This is a genomic window from Bowmanella yangjiangensis (assembly GCF_018531185.1).
Lineage (GTDB): Bacteria > Pseudomonadota > Gammaproteobacteria > Enterobacterales > Alteromonadaceae > Bowmanella > Bowmanella yangjiangensis.
In genome coordinates this window covers 802902-824944 of record NZ_JAHDJU010000003.1, presented here as the reverse complement: position 1 = coordinate 824944, position 22043 = coordinate 802902, and the positions used below count along the sequence as shown (strand labels likewise).

General features: G+C 49.8%; 19 protein-coding genes, 1 tRNA gene, 1 pseudogene and 1 riboswitch. Of the genes and pseudogenes, 13 read left to right on the top strand and 8 right to left on the bottom strand.

Features of this window, described 5'->3' with window-relative positions; all coding sequences use genetic code 11:
• Position 1: 1 nt before the first annotated feature.
• From KJY73_RS19430 to KJY73_RS19415, 4 genes are all read right to left on the bottom strand, one after another.
• The gene (locus tag KJY73_RS19430; protein WP_232848733.1) at positions 2 to 790 is read right to left on the bottom strand and encodes an outer membrane lipoprotein-sorting protein; all 789 of its coding nucleotides are present in this window, start codon (positions 788 to 790) and stop codon (positions 2 to 4) included.
• Between the two features lie 15 nt (positions 791 to 805).
• Complete coding sequence (locus KJY73_RS19425) at positions 806 to 3331, bottom strand: efflux RND transporter permease subunit (RefSeq protein WP_214345281.1); 2526 nt, start codon at positions 3329 to 3331, stop codon at positions 806 to 808.
• Positions 3332 to 3600: 269 nt separating this feature from the next.
• Complete coding sequence (locus KJY73_RS19420) at positions 3601 to 3990, bottom strand: rhodanese-like domain-containing protein (protein WP_232848732.1); 390 nt, start codon at positions 3988 to 3990, stop codon at positions 3601 to 3603.
• Complete coding sequence (locus KJY73_RS19415) at positions 3987 to 4733, bottom strand: sulfite exporter TauE/SafE family protein (protein WP_214345280.1); 747 nt, start codon at positions 4731 to 4733, stop codon at positions 3987 to 3989. The genes KJY73_RS19420 and KJY73_RS19415 overlap by 4 nt, the downstream gene beginning before the upstream one ends.
• Positions 4734 to 4831: 98 nt before the next feature.
• Between KJY73_RS19415 and KJY73_RS19410 the strand changes: the two genes are divergently transcribed.
• Complete coding sequence (locus KJY73_RS19410) at positions 4832 to 5701, top strand: MBL fold metallo-hydrolase (protein WP_214345279.1); 870 nt, start codon at positions 4832 to 4834, stop codon at positions 5699 to 5701.
• Between the two features lie 43 nt (positions 5702 to 5744).
• Here KJY73_RS19410 and KJY73_RS19405 read toward each other — a convergent pair whose 3' ends face one another.
• On the bottom strand, positions 5745 to 6749 hold the full coding sequence (locus tag KJY73_RS19405) for a S41 family peptidase (RefSeq protein ID WP_214345278.1): 1005 nt from the start codon (positions 6747 to 6749) through the stop codon (positions 5745 to 5747).
• A 247-nt stretch (positions 6750 to 6996) separates the two neighbouring features.
• Positions 6997 to 8487 (bottom strand): phospholipase D family protein, encoded by a 1491-nt coding sequence (locus KJY73_RS19400; RefSeq protein WP_214345277.1) that lies wholly within the window; start codon positions 8485 to 8487, stop codon positions 6997 to 6999.
• 181 nt (positions 8488 to 8668) lie between these two features.
• Here KJY73_RS19400 and KJY73_RS19395 point away from each other — a divergent pair, with 181 nt between their 5' ends.
• From KJY73_RS19395 to KJY73_RS19370, 6 genes are all read left to right on the top strand, one after another.
• Positions 8669 to 9256 (top strand): DUF502 domain-containing protein, encoded by a 588-nt coding sequence (locus tag KJY73_RS19395; RefSeq protein ID WP_214345276.1) that lies wholly within the window; start codon positions 8669 to 8671, stop codon positions 9254 to 9256.
• A gap of 84 nt (positions 9257 to 9340) precedes the next feature.
• Positions 9341 to 9463, top strand: a riboswitch (TPP riboswitch).
• Between the two features lie 65 nt (positions 9464 to 9528).
• A complete protein-coding gene (locus KJY73_RS19390; RefSeq protein WP_214345275.1) occupies positions 9529 to 11610 on the top strand; it encodes a TonB-dependent receptor in 2082 nt (693 codons plus the stop codon).
• 84 nt (positions 11611 to 11694) lie between these two features.
• A complete protein-coding gene (locus KJY73_RS19385) occupies positions 11695 to 11952 on the top strand; it encodes a hypothetical protein (RefSeq protein ID WP_214345274.1) in 258 nt (85 codons plus the stop codon).
• Positions 11952 to 12566: a nicotinamide riboside transporter PnuC gene (gene pnuC / locus KJY73_RS19380; RefSeq protein WP_214345273.1), complete on the top strand. Its 615-nt coding sequence runs from the start codon at positions 11952 to 11954 to the stop codon at positions 12564 to 12566. Before KJY73_RS19385 ends, pnuC begins: the two co-directional genes overlap by 1 nt.
• A complete protein-coding gene (locus tag KJY73_RS19375; protein WP_214345272.1) occupies positions 12553 to 13344 on the top strand; it encodes a phosphotransferase in 792 nt (263 codons plus the stop codon). Before pnuC ends, KJY73_RS19375 begins: the two co-directional genes overlap by 14 nt.
• Positions 13345 to 13423: 79 nt before the next feature.
• Positions 13424 to 13500 (top strand) — tRNA-Trp (locus KJY73_RS19370).
• 87 nt (positions 13501 to 13587) lie between these two features.
• Here the strand turns inward: KJY73_RS19370 and KJY73_RS19365 are convergent.
• Positions 13588 to 14118: pseudogene (locus KJY73_RS19365) on the bottom strand (IS4 family transposase); the annotation flags it as partial.
• Here KJY73_RS19365 and KJY73_RS19360 point away from each other — a divergent pair.
• Positions 14065 to 14250 carry an integrase core domain-containing protein gene (locus KJY73_RS19360; protein WP_408611404.1) on the top strand — a complete coding sequence of 62 codons (186 nt, stop codon included), beginning with the start codon at positions 14065 to 14067 and terminating at the stop codon, positions 14248 to 14250. The pseudogene KJY73_RS19365 and the gene KJY73_RS19360 sit on opposite strands and share 54 nt — an antisense overlap.
• 198 nt (positions 14251 to 14448) lie before the next feature.
• On the opposite strand, the gene KJY73_RS19355 is transcribed toward KJY73_RS19360, so the two are convergent.
• A complete protein-coding gene (locus tag KJY73_RS19355; RefSeq protein WP_214345271.1) occupies positions 14449 to 15132 on the bottom strand; it encodes a PEP-CTERM sorting domain-containing protein in 684 nt (227 codons plus the stop codon).
• Positions 15133 to 15569: 437 nt separating this feature from the next.
• Here KJY73_RS19355 and KJY73_RS19350 point away from each other — a divergent pair, with 437 nt between their 5' ends.
• The 5 genes from KJY73_RS19350 to KJY73_RS21960 all read left to right on the top strand — a co-directional run bounded on the left by KJY73_RS19350 (position 15570) and on the right by KJY73_RS21960 (position 21973).
• Positions 15570 to 16064: a hypothetical protein gene (locus KJY73_RS19350; RefSeq protein WP_214345270.1), complete on the top strand. Its 495-nt coding sequence runs from the start codon at positions 15570 to 15572 to the stop codon at positions 16062 to 16064.
• A complete protein-coding gene (gene rimI / locus KJY73_RS19345; protein WP_214345269.1) occupies positions 16058 to 16507 on the top strand; it encodes a ribosomal protein S18-alanine N-acetyltransferase in 450 nt (149 codons plus the stop codon). Before KJY73_RS19350 ends, rimI begins: the two co-directional genes overlap by 7 nt.
• A gap of 188 nt (positions 16508 to 16695) precedes the next feature.
• On the top strand, positions 16696 to 18288 hold the full coding sequence (gene prfC / locus KJY73_RS19340) for a peptide chain release factor 3 (protein ID WP_214345268.1): 1593 nt from the start codon (positions 16696 to 16698) through the stop codon (positions 18286 to 18288).
• Between the two features lie 28 nt (positions 18289 to 18316).
• Complete coding sequence (argS, locus tag KJY73_RS19335; RefSeq protein ID WP_214345267.1) at positions 18317 to 20050, top strand: arginine--tRNA ligase; 1734 nt, start codon at positions 18317 to 18319, stop codon at positions 20048 to 20050.
• 171 nt (positions 20051 to 20221) lie between these two features.
• On the top strand, positions 20222 to 21973 hold the full coding sequence (locus KJY73_RS21960; protein ID WP_214345266.1) for a methyl-accepting chemotaxis protein: 1752 nt from the start codon (positions 20222 to 20224) through the stop codon (positions 21971 to 21973).
• The last annotated feature ends 70 nt before the right edge of the window (positions 21974 to 22043 follow it).

Genomic DNA, 22043 nt, shown 5'->3' with positions numbered 1-22043 from the left:
ATTAGTCCTTCAGATTCAACCAATCCCTGGGGGGATTGCGCAGACTGCGCTCAGAGAAGATGTCCTCTGGCAGACCAAGATCATACTTGATGAAGCGAAATTGCATTTCGGTCTGACCGCCACTGAGCAAATCCTGCACTCTGGAATGGGTTACGGTAGGGTGCCCATCGATGTTTTCAACTTTCAAAGTTTCAACTTTGCGGTATTCACGATCCTGGTTGTCAAAAAAACGGATTTCCACCGGCAGCATGCTGGTCTTGTCTATTTTTACCTGGTAGCGGCTGAACTCCACTGAGGCCGGATCTTTGGGTTTACCTTCCAACAGATAGTGATCAGTGTTTTGTTCCAGCAGGGTGAAGTCGTCCAGTTCGGTGTTGCGGCCTGAAACATCTTCATAAAAGAAATGTGAACCGACAAAGGAAGTGCGTTTGTCACCGGCCGATATCCGCTTAACCAGATCCAGACCCGGCAGGTACAACCAACGGTCATCGTCACTGTCGGTGTGCTTGACTACTCTGAATACTGTATCGCGAACATCGGCAGGCTGGGAAAAGAACACCATCATGTCTTGCGAACCGCCATCGGCCTGGTCGCGGCGTAAAATGGTGAACTGGCGCATCTGTTTGCGTCCCTGATTGTCGGTGATGATCATGCGCGCCGCGCTACGGCCGTCATCACCAGCATAGTAAGCGGCCAGCTCGGCTTGTTTGACAATATCGCGAGCTTCCTGGGCGTGCAGGGGGCTGGTCAGTGATAGACCAGTCAGAAGTAAAAATACCGCGTTTTTCATGATCATTTCTCCTTATCAGGATTTAAACAGCCAGGGGCGTACCAGGCTGATCAGTGAGGGCAGCATAATCAAAGTGACCAGTGCCGAGATGGCCATAATGCTGGCCAGAAAGACACCCACTGTGATGTAAGGTACCAGCGGTGCAAACAGCAGCGGCGTGAATCCCATGGCAATAACAATAGCATTGCGACTGATGGCACGGGCGGGTTCCTCAAACATCAGTGACAGGGTGGTTGGCCAATCTTTATGTTCTGCCCAGGTGGCACGGAAGCGTTCGATAAAGTGAATGGCAAAGTCCACTGACAAACCCAGGGTTAGTGACGATAGCACGGCAATGGGCATGTCATAGTCTTTACCAATCCAGCCGATCAAGCCGTAGATCAGGCTGATAGTTAAGGTCAGCGGCAGCATGGCCAGAATGCCAAATGCCAGGGAGCGGAACAGCACCACCATCATCACCAGTACCATCACAAAGGCACCCAGCAGGCTGTCGAGCATGCCGGCGACCATTTCCTGTTGCCATACGACGTTAAGGTAAGCCTTTCCGGCCCAGTCCAGTTTCATATCGGACGGTAGTGGGTGGCTTTGTATATAGTCATTTACCAGCTGCACAACGGCGGTCATATCCTGATTGTCGCCACTGGTCAGTTGCAGCCAAATCAGGCTTTGGCGGTAATCAGGGGTGACGAAGTGCCACAAATCCTGTGGACGGTGTGAAGACTGATACTGCAAGAGTGTTTGTGCCACACCGTTGGCAGAGGAGGGCAGAACAAAGTCTGTCTCGGTGCCAGAGCGTAATTCACGGTTCACCGTTTTAACCACATCCGACAGGCTGTTGGATTTACCCACCAAGCCGCTGGCCTGCAGGTGCAACTGTAACTGGCTCATATAATCCAAAACAGAGGGGGATAAAAAGCGCTTGGACTGGCTGGACAGGTTCTCTAACTGCGATTGCAATGCAAATAGCAGGTCAGTTTCTGTAGCGTCGCTTAGTTCAAAAGATTTGTCATCCATGGCCATCAGTAGCGCCGGGAGGTTGTTGCTCTGTTCTAGAGCTTCTGCCTGTTTGCGCAGCCAGACCCGCAGGGCGTCAGACATCTGCTTGTCACCTGCGGCAGTGGCAATGGCCTGAATTGCTTCGTGATTGGTGTTGCTGGTGTCGGTCAGGACTAAGAAAGCATCGTAGGTACCGGCAAAATGTTCATTCAGTACCCGGTCGGCAACGCGCAGCTCATGCTCAGACTTAAACCAGCGAACCGGGTTGTCGTTGATATTGATTAGACTGATACCGTAAACAGATATTGCAAACAGCCCAGCAAAGCCCAGTAGCCAAAGCTTAGCGTGGCTGCCCGCCAGTTTGCCTAAAGTACGAAGCGCTGGTGTCAGTTTTGAATCGGCTTCTTTAGGCAACTTAGCAATCAGCTTGGCCAGAGATTTGTCACTTAGCCCTGACAGATAGGCAGGCACGAAAATCACAGTGAGTAAGAACGCCAGCATAATACCGCTGCCGACAAAGGCACCAAAGACCTGTACCGGTGGAATGGGGGTCAGCATCAGTGACAGGAAACCCACTGTTGAGGTGACTGAGGTAAATAACATAGGGGTAAACAGATGCCCCATCACCTGGCGAATGGTGTGACTGGCTGCTTGTCCGGGTTTATGCCGGTCGGCAAACTCAGAGAGTATATGTACTGAGTCCACTACGGCGATGGGCATCAGGAAAATGGCAATCATCGAGGACATGATATGTACAGTGAAACCCATGCCAATCAAGGCACCCATGGTGATCAGTACGGTGGCCATGGCCACTATCATGGCGGGCAGAATAAAGGGCACATTGCGGAAGAATACCCACAGCAGAATAAAGATGGTTAGCCCGGCTAAAGGCGCTGAAATGCCCATCTGCACAAACATTTCGTAGCCAAATCTGTCTTCTGCCACAGGCAGACCCGTGATGTGCCATTCATCCTGGCTGCCCAAGGTAGCAATATGGGCTTTCAGATCCCGGGCTATGGCGTAGCTTTGGTTTTTATCAACGATAGGCACGTACAACGCCGCCGCCTTACCGTCACCAGATACTAAGGTGTTACGCAGCAGTGGTAATCTCTCGGCTTGCTCGCGAATACGCTGTGCACCTGCTATATCGCTTGGGGCGGACTTCATCATCCACTCAAAGCGTATGGTACCTGGCTCTGCCTGGGTAATATTGTCCACATTAGCCAAAGACATCAGATCGGCCTGAACCACACCCTCTATGCCTGTTGCATACTCGGTCAGATCCACCAGAGCTGAGAGTGTTTGAGGATTGTAAATGCTCTGCGCATTGACGACCCCGACCACAATAGTGTCGTGCATGGCAAAAGTGGTTTTCGCCTGGTTGTGGAATAACCGCTCGGGATTGCTGGCATTGAGCATATTTTCCGGATCAGTATCAATCTGGATTTTGGGCAGCTGTGCAACAAACAGCAGCGTGAGTAGCAGCAAGCCCCAATATACCCACTTACGATAATGGATGGAGAAGTTCAAAAGTACGTTGACCATCTGGGCCTCAAATAACAGAATTTTCTAATTTAGAATAATGCGAAATATAGCGAACAAAAAAACATCTGTCATTATTTATTTCGCTTTTTGCTAAATTAAGCTTTGCGAGATGCGAGATGCGAGATGCGAGATGCGAGATGCGAGATGCGAGATGCGAGATGCGAGATGCGAGATGCGAGATGCGAGATGCGAGATAGGCGTTGCGCGTCCCTGGAATAGGGACACGCTTAGATTAATGGCTGAATGTATAGAGTAGCTATATTTGCACCCTAGGGCAGTTCGATACGCAAATCGGCTTTTTTCCAGGCTTCAAAGCCACCTTCAACCGAATAAACCTTAGTAAAGCCCATGCGCATCAGCGATTCGGCGGCCAATGCAGAGCGTGCGCCACTGCGGCAATAGAGGTAAATATCCTGTTCGGCCAGCTCTTCCAGCGGTGCTTCCGCACCTTTAGCCTGCGGTAGGTTAGTTAAACTGGTTTCTAAGATCCCTCTTGGCACATTGATGGCACCGGGCACAAAACCCTGGTGGTATTCATCTGGCTCTCGCACATCCAGCACAATGATAGGATGCGCCAACTGTTGTTCCAATGTGCTGATTGGTACTTCCTTGATTCGTTGTTTTGCTTCTGCAACCAACTGTGGGGCGGTTTTAATCATATGACCTCCAATAGACTATGTCCGACGATAAACAAAGCGATAATCAGTAATAACAGGGCAAAACCGCGACGCAGACGCTGTTGCGGCCAGTTTGCCGACCAGTAGCGACCAGTCAAACTACCGGCAATTCCCAGAGCGCTGATGGCCAGTAAGAGCGGCCAATCCAATTGCCAATCCGTTTGCATGGACAGGTTAGCCATCAGGGCAAGCGCTGCATTGCTGAAAATCAGCAGTAAGCTGGTGGCCCGGGCATGGAAAAAATCCAGTCCGGCAAAGCGAATCAGAATGGGCAGTAGCATAAAGCCGCCGCCGGCGCCGGTAAAGCTGGTTAGGGCACCAGCAAGCGTACCGGCAACCAGAGTAATGTAAGGGTTTGACTTAGGTGTCGTGACATCTTTGTGTCGCCACATTGCCCTGGCTGCAATGAGCATAAGCGTAGCGAAGATAATTAATTGCAGCATCGGATGGGCGAATTTGGCCGCTAGGGCACCAAGATACCCACCCAGGGCGCCGCTTATGCCAAGTTGCAACGCGGCGCGCCAGTTTATTTGCTGCTTGGCTGGGCTAAGCAGCAAAGTGGCAAGACTGATCAGCGCCACAATAAATAGTGAACCGGCAATGGCCTGCTTAACGTCCTGACCGGCAAGATAGACAAGCAGAGGTAACGCTAGCACAGAGCCCCCGGAACCTAATATTCCCAGGCTCAGACCAATTCCAGCGGCGGCAAGAAGGGCTAACTGCATCGTTATCTCTCTTTGGAATAAGTTTATAACATTGTGTTGTATGTTATTTCGTATTTTGCTAAAGTTCAAGGCGAAATCTTCATCGGGAGTGATATTTTATGGCACTGCATGTCGAGACCTTTTTTCATCAGGACAGCTCAACCTTAAGCTATGTGATTTACGATCCACATAGCGGCGAGGCGGCTATCATCGATCCTGCCCTGGACTTTGACTATGCGTCCGGACGCAGCCACACCGCCTTTGCCGACAGCCTAATCAGCTACGTTGAAACGCAAGGCTTACAGCTGAAGTGGATTTTGGAAACCCATGCCCATGCGGATCATTTAACCGCCGCCCAGTATCTGAAGAGCAAGTTGGGTGGGGTGATTGCCATAGGTAAGGGCATTGCCAAAGTACAACATACCTTTCAGGGCATCTTTAACCTGCACGACAGTTTGCAAACCGACGGTAGCGATTTTGATCATCTGTTTGATGAAGGTGATAACTTTTGCCTTGGGGATATTCAGGGAAAGGTATTGGCTACCCCCGGTCATACCAATGACAGCCTGAGTTACGTCATTGACGGCAACGCCTTTGTTGGCGACAGCCTGTTTATGCCGGACGCCGGCACCGCGCGTTGTGATTTTCCGGGCGGAAGTGCCGCGCTACTTTATCAATCGGTGCAAAAACTCTATGCACTGGGGGATGATATGCGTATTTATGTTGGACATGACTATCAGCCCGAAGGTCGGGCTCTGGCCTACATGGCCACGGTCGCTGAGCATAAGGCGCACAATGTCCATATCAGTAGCGATACCAGTGAAGCGACCTTTGTTCACAGGCGCCAGTCTCGTGACGCCACGCTGGCCGTGCCTCGCCTGATTGTGCCCAGTATTCAGGTCAATATCCGGGCTGGAAAATGGCCTGAGGCGGAGGACAATGGGCAGGTTTACCTGAAAGTGCCGGTGAATCTACTGGGTCATTCATGAACCTGAATTCTATGTAGAACAAAGCCTCTCCGCTTTTGCACAGTCAGTGCTGCGCAGCCAATGTCAAAGCATGCTGCATAGCTTGGTCTGCATTGATTTTGATATCCGGCTCTATACCTCGACCTTCTATACGCCCAAAGTTGCTGCTGAAGTAATCGGCGATTGGGAGGAAAAGTTGTGAGTCGTCATTTAGGTCAAACAGGGTTTGTGACAGCATCTCGCCCGCGGTGTTTTCTCCAACTAAGGTAACATTGGGTAATGTGGCCAAGGCTGTGGCTGCCAATTCTGCGGCACTGGCGGTTTTTCCGCTTACCAGTAGATATACCGGACCCGCATAATAGGGTGCTTCTGGACTAAATTCGATCTTAGTCAGGGGCTGCGCTTGTACATCCTGCCAGAACGAACGAATTGACCAACCGTGCCATGGGGGCAACGCTTGCCAGTCCGAAGAGATTGGTCGACGGTGATGAGCGTTAAACCACAGACGGCTGGCAAAAGCTCCTGCTGTCAGAGGATGGTTCAGTAAATGAGCAACCAGCGGACGCACTGCAAAGGCCCCACCTTCATTAAGGCGTAAGTCGATGACTAACGCCTTGGCATTGGTCAATTGTTGATAAGCCGAATTTATCTGTTCGATGGTGTCCAGGCCCATCATGGTAGTTACTGTTAATACTGCAATCCGGCCCTGCCAGGTAAGGGTTGCGCCTTGTTCACCGACATTCATTGTATCCAGATAAGCTGCTATTTCTTCCACACTTTGCTGACGTTTAGCCAATCTAACATGGGAAAACGGACCGTCTTGCCAAAGAGTATTAAAGGCCTTGGCAAATTCTGCCGGGTCGGGGGTGCTGGCATCCAGTAACTCGATTTGTTGCTTGATGGATTGATAAGCGCTGTGGTTTAGCTCGGCAGGATGGTAGTGATACTGTTGCAATAATTGATGAATTTTCTGTGCCCTTTGTATATCAGGTTGGGGCAAGTCGGTGTTGGCACTAAGTGTGCCTGTAAATAAGCAGAGAATAAGGCTTAGCTGGAAGCGTGATAGCATGTTGTTCTCCATAAAAGCGCATGAGATGGCTCATCTGCTTATGCATAGCGTAGGCCAAAATAATTTTTATAAAAATCAATAGAATGGTTACATGTGGGGTGGGTATTTTCACCAAAATACGGTGTAATTCGTCATCCTTTGACGCATAGCTAAAGTGTAATCAGCCTTTGTATTGAAGCGCCAATTTGCAAGCACGTGAAACTTGGCGGCAGAAAATCGTTCTGCTGTTTGATGTCCTTTTGCTCATTTACAGAAGGGATTCGATGGGTAATACACCAGCCAGCCAGGCGCCAAAGCGACGAAATATCGAGGCGTCGGGTTCACTGCTAAAGCATTGATTATTGGCATGATCGATCCAAATCAGTTGTTCCTTTTCGGTTAGTTGTACCTGATAAGCCAATGCGGGTAACAGAGGGCCAATGTTGTGTCCGACCAGTGCGGCAAGTGTCGGCTGGTGAATAAAGATGCCCATTTCAGAATTGAGGCGGGCAGAGCGGGGATCGAAATTAAACGAGCCGACAAAGACTTCCTGGTTGTCTATGACAAAGGTTTTAGCGTGTAAGCTGGTACGACTGCTACCAGATAAACGGGCTTTGGGTTTAGCGATAGGATTCACACGGGTTTCCCACAAGGTTACTCCTGCCTTGAGGAGGGCTTTTCGATAATGTGCATACCAGCCATGTACGGCAAATACATCGGTAGAGGCGAGGGAATTGGTGACTATAGTGATATCAATGCCTTGCTGTGCCGCTTTGATCAGAGCCTGGGTTCCGCCTTTTGAGGGAATAAAATAGGGCGATACAATTAGCAAGCTGTTACGGGTTTTGCTGATAACCGCGCCAATCTGATGAAGCATCTGAGAAGCTGGTGAATCCCGGTTAATTTTGCCGGGTTGGTCAAAGAATAATTCTGCCTCACCAAAGTGCCAGGCTGATGTGTCTTGCAACAGCTTTCCCCACTCGGCTTCAAAGGGAGCATCAGGCTGGTCAAGGCTTTGCTGCAACATGCCCTGCCAGCCAAGTAGGGTTTGGGTATGACGAGCGTGGCGACTGGCCAAGGCGGCAATATTGACGCTAAGTGGGGAGTTCCAATACATGTCGAATTGCTGACTGATTTGTTGCACTACAGGGCCGATGGCAGTCAAATCTAAGTCACCAAAAGTAACAGCTGCGCTATTAAGCAAATATTCGTCGCCGATATTTCTTCCCCCAACAATGGAAATAAGGCCATCGACCGTAAGGGATTTGTTGTGCATGCGCCGGTTTTGCTGGTCCAGGTTGAACAAAATGGCCAGGTTACGAAAGGCTCGGTTTCGAATCGGATTGAATAGCCTGACATGAATATTAGGGTGGCTGTCCAGGCTAAGCAGGTTATGGTCACTGCGTTTTTGCCAGTCATCCAGCAACATGCGTACTCGTACCCCTCGCTCGGCGGCTTTTAGCAGTGCCGCTGCAATCATTTTACTGGTCTTGTCATCGCGGAAAATGTAGTACTGCAAGTCGATGCTGACTGTTGCTTTATTTATAATCGCTAACCTCTCGTCCAAGGCGCTCTGGCTGGTGCTTAGCGGTGCTACGCCTGTTAAACTGGGTGACGGATGCCTGAGGTTTTTTATGGCGTCAACTAATGGCCCTTCGCTGGCTGTCATGCTGGTACTTGGTGGTGATGGGGGATGTATGGGCGGAGACTGGCACGCTGCCAGGGGAGTCATACAAATCAACAACATCAGTCTGTTCATCAATTAAAACCGGCTATGCGGGTCACTGTTATCTGGTCTAACAGTTAAATGCTTCAGGGTCAATGTCTGGTCATCAGCGATGGCTATAAGGGCGCTTTGCAGATGGATTTGTTACCCGGCCTGTTGATTTGTCACAGACCAGTGTTACATTGCCTGCCTTTGGCCTTGCATTGGGTTGTTTATGAAGTCGTCTCTGTCTCAGATCTTTGCCCGGGGTATGTTGTTCAGCTTACCGCTAGTGATTACCTTTGGTGCCCTGTATTGGTTCTTTAATTGGTCAGAGTCTTTACTAAGCGTCCCCTTGAGTTACTTGCTGCCACAAGGCTGGTATGTGCCAGGTATGGGGGTGGTGTCGGGCCTGGTGATTATTTTCCTGCTGGGGATCCTGGTTCAGCTTTATCTGGTTAAGCATCTGTTTCACTGGTTTGAGTCGGTGCTTGAACGCATTCCTTTGGTCAAGACCTTGTACGGAAGTGCCAAGGACATTATGAAATTGTTTTCCGGCTCCAGTCAGGATGAACTGCAAAAAGTCGTGTTGGTGACCATGCACGAAGATATTCGCATGATTGGCTTTGTCACCAATGAACAAATCGACTTTGCTGGCGATGACGACATTATTGCCGTGTATGTGCCCTTAAGCTATCAGGTTGGCGGGCATCTATTGTATTTGCCTCGTAGTCGTTGTGAGCCGCTGGATATGCCAGTACAAAAAGCCATGCAACAGGTGCTGACGGCACACATCAGTCAGGCTAAAAGCAAGAAGCCATAACCAAAATGCTATAGGCGCGGGCGCTTTCTTGCCTAGGCAAAGGTCCGCCCGCCCTGTTACAATTCACTCTGGTTCCGCTTAAGAACCAAAGCCAAGGGGTGCCCACCTCCATATCTGGAGAGACGGCTGAGATGCCGCTGAATATCAGCGCAAACCCTTACACCTGATCCGGATAATACCGGCGTAGGAATGGTTACGAGGTTTTCCTCCAGATTTTGTCCCATTGACCTGCCGTTACCCCGGATCTTTTCCAGCTGTGATGAGAAGATCCAATGCAAACTAAATACCGTTATCTTTCTGTTGCCGTGGCGCTAGCATGTCAGCCTGTATGGGCTGACGAAACCAATGCCGAGCTGCAGGCCGTTGAACATATTGTGGTGACCTCGGATTTTGCCGTGCGCAATCTGCAAAATGTACCGGCCAGTATTTCGGTGGTGGGCCAGAATGAAATTATTGCTCGTCAGGCACAGCACTTAGAGCAAATCCTGAATGTCGCCCCTAATGTCAACTTTGCCAGTGGCGCGTCCCGTGGCCGCTTTGTGCAGATCCGCGGTATCGGCGAGCGCAGCCAGTTTGCCGAGCCGATTAATCCATCGGTGGGCTTTGTCATTGATGATATGGATTTTTCCGGCATTGCCGCAGTAGGCACACTGTTTGACGTTCAGCAGGTTGAAGTGCTCAAAGGCCCTCAAGCCACTGAGTTCGGTGCCGCAGCCCTGGCCGGCGTGGTGAAAATTCAAACCGTGGAAGCAGGTAATGACAGTCCCAGCCGCGTCAGTCTGAGCCTGGCGGAGAACAACAGCTGGTCGGCCGGATTTGCCCATGGCGGTGAACTGAGCGACAAGCTGTTGTACCGTGTGGCCGCCCAGCAATACCAAAGTGATGGTTTTATTGAAAACCAATACCTGGGGCGGGACGATACCGGTAATCGCGATGAGCTAACCAGCAGACTTAAGCTCAAATATCTGGCCAGTGACAACCTGACTCTGGCCCTTAATTATCAGTATTTTGATATCGACAACGGCTACGACGCCTTTACCCAGACTAACGACGGTAAAACCCGCTCAGACCAGCCAGGTTATGACCGCCAGCAAACCCATGCACTGAGCCTCAAAGCGGACTGGCGTCATGACTGGGCAACCTTAAGTGCCATTGGTAGTTGGTCTGACTCCGAGATGCAATACGGCTACGACGATGACTGGTTGTATGACGGCTATCCTGGTGGCTACACCGCGTTTGATGCTTACGCACGTGAGCGCGATACACACAGCTTGGAACTGCGTCTGGCATCTTCTGCGACATCCAAGTGGTTCAATGACAGCACCGAATGGGTGGTGGGTGCCTACAGTAAGAAAGTGGACGAAGTACTAACCCGTGAATATGACTATCTGGATGGCATCTTCCGCAGCGATTATCAGCCGGATAATCAGGCAGTGTATGGTCAAACCATCAGCCAACTGAATGATAAAATCCGCCTGACGGTAGGGCTGAGATACGACCATTTTGACATCGACTATCTCGACTCGGACGGTTTTGTCGCCAATGTCAGCGACGACATGCTGGGCGGTAAGTTGGTACTTGACCATCAGGTTAACGAGCAGACCATGGTGTACGGTGGCATCAGCCGCGGCTACAAAGCCGGTGGATTTAATATTGACGATCAGGTGAGCAATTCTCGTCGTAACTATGCACCTGAGTACAACTGGAACTACGAGCTGGGGGTGAAAGGCGCCAATGCCGAGGGCGATCTGACTTTGCGTGTAGCGGGCTTCTATATGCAGCGTAAAGATACCCAGGTCAGTGACTATGAGTTAGTGGCCTCCAGTGGCCAGGCCGCTGACTTTATCGACATTATCGCTAATGCGGATATTGGTACTAACTATGGCCTGGAAGTAGAAAGTCGCTGGCAGGTGAATAACAGCCTGGGGCTTTATGCCAACCTGGGGTGGCTGCGTGCCAGCTTCAAGGAATATACCAATGCCAAAGGGGAGTTTGTTGATAAGCGAGATCAGGCACAATCCCCACGTTACACCTTTAATGTCGGTATGGACTGGCAACTGGCGGATGATTGGCACTGGCATGTGGAAGCCGACGGCAAGGACGGCTTCTACTTCTCGGACGGACATAATCAACAAGCCCATTCCGAAGTGCTGGTGCATAGCCGTTTGAGTTGGCAGCAGGGGGATTGGAGTTTGTCCTTGTGGGGGCAGAACCTGTTTGACCGTGAATATCATGTGCGTGGTTTCTACTTTAACAATGAACCCGAAGATGGCTATGACCAGAATAAATCCAAGCTTTATACCCAGTTGGGCGATGGCCGCATGCTGGGCATAAGCCTCGATTACTTGTTTTAATCTAACGTGCCCGGCAGGGAAGCCGGGATGTTGCCAAGCTGGCGTTCAGGAGGTCTAAACCCCTCCTTTTATTGGAGTGATTCTATGAAACTGGTTGCTGAAATTTCCCTGTATCCTCTGGCCGATAAATACATTGCGCCAATTCAGACCTTTATTGACCGTATTAACCAATACCCTGAGCTGGAAATTGATACCAGTGCCACCAGCACCCGTATTTGTGGTGACTACCTGCCGACCATGGAGATCCTGGCTAAAGAAATGCAGCGCAGCCATCAGGAAATCGGTCAGGCTATTTTTGTGTGTAAGTTTCTAAACGGCGATGCCATGGGCAGCGGCCGTTAATGGACTTGTTGCAAACTCTGTCAGAGCAATGGGCGGCTCAGTCTTACTGGGAGTTGCTGGCAGTGGTGCTGGCCATTGGTTATGTGTGGCTGGCGGCCCGGCAAAATATCTGGTGCTGGCCTTGTGCCTTGGTCAGCACCGGTATTTACAGCTGGCTGTTTTGGGCCCATACGCTGCCACTGCAAACTCTGCTAAATGTGTATTATCTGGGTATGGCGGTATATGGCTGGTGGCACTGGCGAGCCATGGCTGACCACGAACCGGGCAGGGTGCAAACCCGCAGTAATACTTATCATCTATTGGCGGTGCTGCTGTTGTTGCCGTTGTCTTTGGTGATTGGCTGGAGCCTGCAGAGCTATTTCAACAATGAGCATCTGTATGTGGATGCGCTGGTGACGGTATTCAGCTTGTTTACCACTTATCTGGTGACGCAAAAGGTACTGGAAAACTGGCTGTACTGGCTGGCGATCAACAGCCTTGCCGCATGGCTATACTGGCAGACGGGTTTGTACCTTACCGCACTGTTGTTTGTCGGCTATCTGGGTTTTGCCTTGTATGGCTATCTGAAGTGGCGCAGCAGCTACCTGGCGCAGGATGCCCATGCTATCGGCTAAGCAGCACCAGGAGCTACAAGAACTCGCGTTTATTGGCGCAGACTTTGAACTGGACGCCTTGTCCGGCGGTACGGTAAATCAAAGCTATTGTTTGCGTAGTGTGTCGGGCCGCTACTTTCTAAAACTCTTTTGCCAAAACGGTGGGGATCGTCAGGATCGCCACCGCCAGTTCACATTGCAGCAACAGATCGCCGGTTTTGGCATGGCGCCAGCGCCTTTGTATTTGTCTGCCGCGGGCGATTTTATGCTGGAAACCTGGCTGGATATTCAAGATCTCGCCACCAGTAAATTAGTGATGCAGGACAAGCTTATCTGCCTGGCACAGCGCCTGGCCGCTATTCATGCATTGCCTATTCAATGCGCCGATTTACCTCTGGTTGAGGACTGGCAGCACTATATCAAGGTGGGCAATATTCAAACGCCAGCCTTGCTTGACGATGTCGCAAGGGCAAGTCGACTCTGGCAGGCATTGCCTAAGCCGGTATTCAGTCATCATGATCTTAGTTTTGCCCATGTCTGCCTGAGTCCGGATGCTATGTGCTTGGATTGGGAGTATGCGGCTATGTCGACACCGGCTTATGACCTGGCGTCCAGTATCCTGGCCCAAGGGCTGAACGATGCGCAGAGCAGGGTACTGTGCGACGAATATGCCAGAATTTGCGCGCTGTCTGTCGAGCTACTTTGGCAGGATATTCAGCGAATGTTACCTATCGCCAGATTGACCAATCAGCTCTGGCATTTGGCACAAAATCCCGTTAAGCAAAGTCCTGTCGCTTAACATTTGTGCAAACAGTTCAAATGTGACAGAAATTTGCTTTACCTTTAAAGGTCGATGGGTATAATTCTGCCTCCATTGCAGGGGCGTAGTTCCAATTGGTAGAACAGCGGTCTCCAAAACCGATGGTTGGGGGTTCGAGTCCCTCCGCCCCTGCCAGCATTCAAAAAAGCCTGTCCTAGTGACGGGCTTTTTGCTTTTCTGCATCGAAGAAACGTGGCGGTGGGGCGAGAACCCCCATTGGGGTTTGACTTCTTTGCCGAGTATGACCTCCGATAACACCAGACGATGAGATACGGTATTTGCCTGGAATTTCCGCTGTCACCCGACTTTTAAGGCAAACAAGCCAATCCACCAAAGCACCAGCGTGGCCAGTAAAGCAATCAGTAACAGGATATCGAGGCGCTTGGCACTGCGGCTTTTACTGTGCCTGAGGCCCATGCCGTATTGTGGACTTTTCAGGTCACGGAAGCTTTCTTCAATCTGCATGCGCTTGGCGTACAGGTTAACGACTTGTTTGGCGCTGAAATAAGAAGGCGGCAAATTAGTCGCCAGCAACCAAGGCTCTTTGCTACCGGATTGGTAACTAAGCTGGGCGGTGTGAGAGCGACCTGCCTTAGATGAACGCCGGTCTTTTCGCCCCTTAGGCTTGGCTCTATATAAGTGCAGTTACCAGTGAATAGGGCTTTTGCGTCCAAGGCGCACCGGGCCAATATATTCAGCATGGTGGCAAGCTTGGGGATAGAGGGATTTATTGCTGTACCACAGGGATTCGCCCACTGGTTCGAATCGTTACCCGATGCTAAATTGAAAATCGAAGCTTGGCGGGATGACTATAACAAGAGTCGACCTCACCGGGCTTTAAATAACCTGCCACCCTCTCTGTTTGTGGCATCCATCGAAAATTGAACAGCTCGATTCATTCTCTAAGTGGTTCTAATAATGGGGAAAGGTCAAAAGTAAGATTATCAGGAAATTCGTTAGTTACTAGCGCTATAAAGTGGAAAGGCCGCAGACTTTAACGATGAAAATCATATTGTTATATATCTAAAAAAGAAAAACACTGACCATTACGATCAGTGTTTTCGTTAAATATGAGTATTGAGATTATGCTTTTTTTATTAAATTTCGATAAGCAAATCCCATTAAACTTATTAGAAATATTGCTAATGTTGATGGCTCAGGTATAGAAGTGGAAACATTGGTACTAGATGCCGTGAGTAAAACACTTTCATACTCACCTTCAATATGCGAAGGAATAAAACCATTGCCAATACTGTAACCGTAACCCAAACCAAAATGAGTCATGACTCCGCTACCATTATTATTCGGATTTGTATGCCAACTTAGTCCTTTTTTTCCGATTGTCCAATTGACATCTGCGGAAGTTTGATTAATTAATGTGCCAATGTCTGCAAACCCCCATGAACTAGCATTTGAATACCACGAAACACCATTTTCAATATTAGTTGATGCTGCGTTTTGCAATAAAGAAGTATTCATTGTAACTATATCAAAAGAAGCCGCTGCTAAAATTGAAAACGTGTCGCTACCAGTTAACCTTGTTGCCATCATCAAAAGATCTCCATCGCAACTTGATAGCGCTGAACTCGCCATATGCCACGAGCGGCTATTACCACTGAAGCACTCTGTCCACCCCCACGTGTTTTTTACAGTACTTTCATTAATGCTAGTCTGAATACCCTCAGGAATAATTAATCCAGCATTAGCAATTCCACTAACAGTCAAAGCAAAGCTAGCGACTAAGCCTTGTAGAAATTTATTCTTCATTTGAGTTTTCCTTTTAATCCCTTTCCATCAAGGTTGGAAGGTATTTAATTAAGCTAATAGTAAATACTTATTGGGCGAAATGCAGGAACCACGCCAGTTTAATTTCTCTTAAAAAACAATGCCATAGCGTGCGCCGGGGTTTCAGATTTGCATGTTTGTAAAATAACTTGACACAGAAAGTCGGGGGAAGGTCAGTACACTTCGTCAATTTGCACTTTATCTCGGCTAAATGACAATAATTTTATCGCGGTGCAAGGCTTCTTGTTAATCCAAGTCGCATGACTTTTCTGCACCGAAGAAACGCGGCGGTGAGGCGAGAGTCGCCATTATATTTCTAATAATTCCCTTTAAACTTAAGATCACGCTCTCACTGGCGGTCTTTCATCGTGCATCAAGTGTCGACGCTGCTTTGACTCTGATGGTAAGCTTGCACTCCTATGACGACACTGACTCCTTATCAACAAGCGGTACTCACTGAACTGGGCATTATTCAGTGGCAACTGCGTGACAAGTCTGCATCTGATCAGGCCGCAGACGTTACGCCTAGTACTGCTGCAATGATTCCGCCCGCAGATTCTGCACCAAGAGCTAACGCCCAGTCTGCCATTGCCAGATTGAAACTGGCTATGCAGGACAGTACCGCCATACAAAGTCAGCCCGAGCCTGCGCAGGCAAGCGGGGAAGGGCCAGTGTCTGCGCTCGGTACAGAGCCCGCGCCCAAGACTGAGGCTTTGTGGGTGGCTGATAGTGAGCCAATGCTCAGCGATGTGCTGCTGGCACTAAATTGGCCCGATGGGCAACAGTCACTTCGCTGGCAACAAGCCGATGAGTTAAAGCTGGCGGATGGGATTCTTTATTGTCCTGAGCCAGCCGCTCTAGCCGCCGATAGCCGTCTTAAACGCCGCTTATGGCTGCTTTTGCAAGCATGCTGAACTTCCTCTCATTAAACTGCGAAAACTACCTACCGGCCTTTGCTTTGCAAGTGGCCTGCCATAGCCATCCCTGGTCTGAAGCGACCTTCGCCAGTTGCCTGGATGGTCAGTATTTTGCCTGGCAAATGGAACAGAGCGGTGAGCTGGCCGGTTTTTATGTGGGCCTGCAGGTCTTGCAGGAAGCTACATTGATGGATATCGGCATTGCCAGTTCATATCGCGGAAAAGGCTTGTCTAAGCCTTTGCTGGAACATTTTTTCAGCCAATGTCGCCACAAAGGCATTAATGAGGTGTGGCTGGAGGTACGAGCTTCCAATCAAGCGGCTATTGGTTTGTACGAACACTATGGTTTTGTGCTGATTGAGCGGCGTAAAAACTATTATCCCACCCATGAAGGGCGTGAAGACGCCCTGATCATGAAACTTAGCTGGGAAAATAGCTGATGACGACAGTGGCCAGTCATTTCTGCGACTGATACCCATTGGCTTAAATTCCTCTCTCTCATGGGCGACTTTACAAGCGCTTTAGGCTACAATCCGCGCCTTGTTTTTAAACTGTTTCTGTCCGGCTACAACGCGCTGCCGGTAACAGAAAACGGTCTGATATCAGCCAAACAGCAGCAGAGAGTCCCGTGGCCAGCAAAGCTTATCTAGAACAACTGAACAAACGACGCACCTTTGCGATCATTTCGCACCCGGATGCCGGTAAAACCACTATCACCGAAAAGGTCCTCTTGTTCGGAAACGCCATTCAAAAAGCCGGTACTGTGAAAGGGCGTGGCTCTAACCAGCATGCCAAATCTGACTGGATGGAAATGGAAAAAGAGCGGGGCATCTCGGTTACCACCTCGGTGATGCAGTTCCCTTATGCTGATTGCCTGGTAAACCTGCTGGATACCCCAGGACACGAAGACTTCTCAGAAGATACCTATCGTACCCTTACCGCAGTGGATGCTTGTCTGATGGTGATCGATGCGGCCAAAGGTGTAGAAGACCGGACCCGCAAACTGATGGAAGTTACCCGTCTGCGTGATACGCCTATCCTTACCTTTATGAACAAGCTGGATCGCGATATCCGTGACCCCATGGAATTGCTGGATGAAGTGGAAACCGAACTGAAGATCGCCTGTGCGCCTATTACCTGGCCCATTGGTTGTGGTAAGGAGTTTAAAGGGGTTTACCATATCCACCGTGATGAAAGCATTCTGTATCAAACCGGTCAGGGTCATACCATTCAGGCCGTGCGCGTTGTAAAAGGTCTGGATAACCCCGAGCTGGACAGTGCCGTGGGCAGCTCACTGGCCGGGCAGTTGCGCGATGAACTGGAATTGGTGGTGGGAGCCTCCCATGAATTTGATCAGGAGGCCTTCCTGGCCGGTGAACTGACCCCAGTCTTTTTCGGTACGGCGTTAGGTAACTTTGGCGTAGATCATATGTTGGATGGTCTGGTGAAGTGGGCACCACGTCCGCAAAGCCGTCAAACCGATGTGCGCGAAGTGAGCGTGGAAGAAGAAAAATTCAGCGGTTTTGTGTTTAAGATCCAGGCCAATATGGATCCTAAACACCGCGACCGTATTGCTTTTTGCCGTATTGTGTCGGGCCGCTATGAAAAAGGCATGAAGTTGCATCAGACCCGTATAGGTAAAGATGTTCGTATTTCCGATGCACTGACCTTTATGGCCGGTGACCGTGAAGCAGTAGAAGAGGCCTTTGCCGGCGATATTATAGGCTTACACAACCACGGTTCGATTCAAATTGGTGATACCTTCACGGAAGGTGAAAAGCTTAAATTCAGCGGTATCCCGAACTTCGCTCCGGAACTGTTTAAACGTATCCGCTTAAGAGATCCGCTTAAGCAAAAGCAATTGCAGAAAGGTTTGATCCAGTTGTCTGAAGAAGGTGCGGTGCAGGTCTTCAGGCCGCTAATCAATAACGATCTTATCGTTGGTGCTGTTGGGGTACTGCAGTTTGATGTGGTGGTTGCCAGGTTGAAAGCCGAATACAACGTGGATGCCATTTATGAGCCGGTCAATGTGTCAACGGCGCGCTGGGTATATTGTGATGATGCCAAAAAGCTGGACGAGTTTCGTCGTAAGGCCGAGGTGAATCTGGCCTTGGATGGCGGCGATAACCTGACTTATATCGCACCGACTATGGTGAATCTGTCGCTGGCGCAAGAGCGTCATCCGGATATTAAGTTCCATAAAACCCGTGAACACTCTTAAGCCGCCGCGATACAGGATGATAAAGACGATGAACATATACGAACTACTACTGGACAAATTCAAGCAAGCGCTGGCAAAAGTAGGCGCACCAGAAGGTGCTCAGGCGCCATTGACGCGCAGTACCCGTCCTGAATTTGGTGACTATCAGTTTAACGGTGCCATGGCGCTAGCAAAAGTTCTGGGCCAAAAGCCACGGGATATCGCTGACAAAATTATTCAAGCGGTGGAACTGGATGGCATTGCCAGCAAACTTGAAGTGGCGGGCCCGGGCTTTATTAATATTCACCTTTGCAGCCAGTGGCTGGCGGCTCAATTGGATAGTGCCGCCCAGGACCCGCGTTTGGGCATTGAAAAGGAATCCGCCAAAACTGTGGTGGTGGACTACTCCTCGCCCAATTTGGCCAAAGAGATGCATGTTGGCCACTTAAGAACCACCATCATCGGTGATGCCGTGGTGCGTATTCTGGAATTTATGGGCCATAAGGTGATCCGCCAGAACCATATGGGGGATTGGGGAACACAGTTCGGTATGTTGCTGGCCCACTTTAGTGACCAGCTTCAGGATCAAGTCGCCGAGACGGCCTTGTCGGATCTGGAAGAATTCTACCGTGCCGCCAAAGTACGTTTCGATGAAGAACAGGGCTTTGCTGACCGTGCCAGAGACTATGTGGTTAAACTGCAAGGCGGCGACAGCCAGTGTCTGAAACTCTGGCAACAGTTTGTGGATATCTCCATCGCCCATTCAGAAGAGGTTTACCAGAAGTTGAATGTGACCCTCAAGCGCGAAGATATTATGGGTGAAAGTGCCTATAACGCGCGCTTGCCCGGCATTGTCAGTGCCTTAAAAGAGCAGGGGCTGGCCGTAGAAGATCAGGGTGCGCAGGTGGTCTTTATCCAGGAACTGGCGGACAAGGAAGGCAACCCGGCGGTGTATATCGTGCAAAAATCCGGTGGTGGCTATTTGTACTCCACAACCGATTTGGCCGCCATGCAATACCGTTCTTTTGAACTGGGGGCTGATCGTATCCTGATCCTAACCGATGCACGTCAGGCGCTGCACTTTAAACAGACTGAAATTGTTGGCCGTAAAGCGGGTTTTATCCGCGAGCAGACCAGCTATGAACATTGCCCTTTCGGCATGATGTTGGGCAGTGACGGTAAACCTTTTAAAACCCGTACCGGCGGCACAGTAAAACTCGCAGAACTGCTGGATGAAGCGGTGGAACGTGCCTGTGCGCTGATTACCGCCAGAGACAGCGATCTTAGTGCTGACGAGGTAAACCAGGTTGCCCAAACGGTCGGGATTGGTGCGGTGAAGTACGCTGATCTCAGCAAGAACCGTACGACAGACTATATGTTCAATTGGGATAGTATGCTGGCCTTTGAAGGTAACACTGCCCCTTACTTGCAGTACGCCTACACCCGAGTGCAGAGCGTTTTTCGCAAAGCCGGCGTGGATGCAGCAAGTCTGACGGCAAAGATTCAGCTACTGGAACCTCAGGAGCGCGCACTGGCTTTGCAACTTAGTCAGTTTGTAGAAGCCATAGTGCAGGTGGAACGCGATGCCACGCCTCATGTATTGTGTGCTTACTTATATGACCTTGCCAGCCAGTTTATGAGCTTCTATGAAGCCTGCCCAATCCTTAAAGAGGGCGTGGCAGAGGATGTGCGTAACAGCCGCCTGCAACTGGCAGCCCTGACTGCCAAAACCTTGCACACAGGCTTGGACCTGCTGGGTATTGATACCCTGGAAAAAATGTAAAAGACCTTTTCACTGTGTAAAACGCCGGCTTTAGCCGGCGTTTTTGTTTATTTTCCTTGGTTATATTTATTTGGCCAGAAGCCACTGCCTGTTTGTACTGAGTGAGCCTTATTTGCAAATCCTCCACTATTGACTATTTCTTTATAACTCAAGGGATTAACTGGAGGGCTTTTGTGGTTTCAACGCAGCCATGCTGACGATATTGTTCGTGCTATTCACCAAACTCAGGCAGTCATCGAGTTTTCCTTGGATGGAACCATTGAGACGGCCAATCAAAACTTTCTGACCCTAATGGGTTATCAGTTACGTGAAGTGCAGGGCAAACACCATCAGATATTTGTGGATAGCCAAGAAGCCAACAGTCAGGCATATCAACGTTTTTGGGATGAATTACGCGCAGGTCAGCCGCAAACAGCCCAGTTCAGGCGTATTACCAAATCCGGGCAAGCTGTTTGGATCCAGGCGTCTTACACCCCCATCCTTAGAAAAGGCAAGGTAGAACGCATCATCAAGTTTGCTTCCGATGTGACGGCACAGGTGCTGGAGCGGGCGAGCTATGAGTCGCAGATACAGGCTATTCAGCGTGCCCAGGCAGTTATCGAGTTTGACCTGGAGGGCCATATTCTTACCGCAAATGACAATTTCCTGAACCTGATGGGCTACCAATTAGAAGAAGTAAAGGGTAAGCATCACGCGATTTTCGTTGAACCTGGAGAAGCATCATCCAGCGCTTATCGGCAGTTCTGGCAAAGTTTGCGAAACGGTACTTACCAGACCGCTGAATATAAGAGAATCACTAAAGAGGGGCGGGCTGTATGGATCCACGCGACCTACAATCCGGTTTATGGACCCGATAAATCCCTGCAGAAAATAGTGAAGTTCGCCAGTGATATCACTGCTGAAGTGGAAAAGCGAGATGAGTTCAAGCTGTTGTCATTAGTGGCCAATGAGACCGACAATGCGGTAATTATTACCGATGTTGAACGTCGTATTAAATACGTTAATAACGGTTTTTGTCGCATGACTGGCTACCGTCAAAGCGAAGCGGTAGGCGAGCTTACCCGGGACATTCTGGTGGGCCCAAGAACCGATGAGCAAACGCGCCAGCGTATCGTGGATGAGTTGTCCAAGCCGGCGGCATTCTATGATGAACTTGAGATACATAAGCGCGACGGTTGTTCATTGTGGGTATCGGTAACCAGTAACCCGGTCACCGATGAGATTGGGCAACACGCCGGCTTTATTGCCATTTTGGCCGATATCAGTGTGGTGAAAACAGCCGCCTTGGAATATCAGACAAGATTTCAGGTGATAAGTCGCTCCAACTTGCTGGTGGAATGGGATAACGCGGGTAACTTGCTGGAGGTTAACAACTATCCCAGCAGCCACTTTAATATTGATAACCAGATATTTGCCAAGACGATACAGCCCTGGAGCGAGTATCTGAGTATGGAGCAACGTCAATACTTCGCTGAAAAAGATAATATATCTGCCGATGTGGTTATTCATGTCGCCGGACGTAGCTTTGTGATTGCTGCTACGTTTGGCCAAATAAGGACAGTGACCGGAGAACCACACAAGGTCATTATGTTTGGTACGGATGTGAGTGAGCATCAAACTGTGGTACAAAACAGTGACACAGTAATGGAACAACTGATTCAATCTGGCCAGCGTATCAACCATATGGTGGCAAGCATCAATGCCATTGCCGATCAGACTAACTTGCTGGCACTCAATGCCGCTATTGAGGCTGCCAGGGCGGGTGATGCCGGGCGAGGATTTTCTGTGGTGGCTGATGAGGTGCGTAACCTGGCCGCCAAGGCAGGTGAGTCTGCCAGTGAAATTAATCAGGTGGTCAGTACCAATCAAAGCTTGCTTAATAGCTTGTCAGATACCCTGAAAGTGTTAAATCGAAGAGAATAGTCAGGTGATAAGGGTTGTTACAGCTAAGTTACTGGTGAAAATTAAGCAACACGGGGGAGGGTAAACCTCC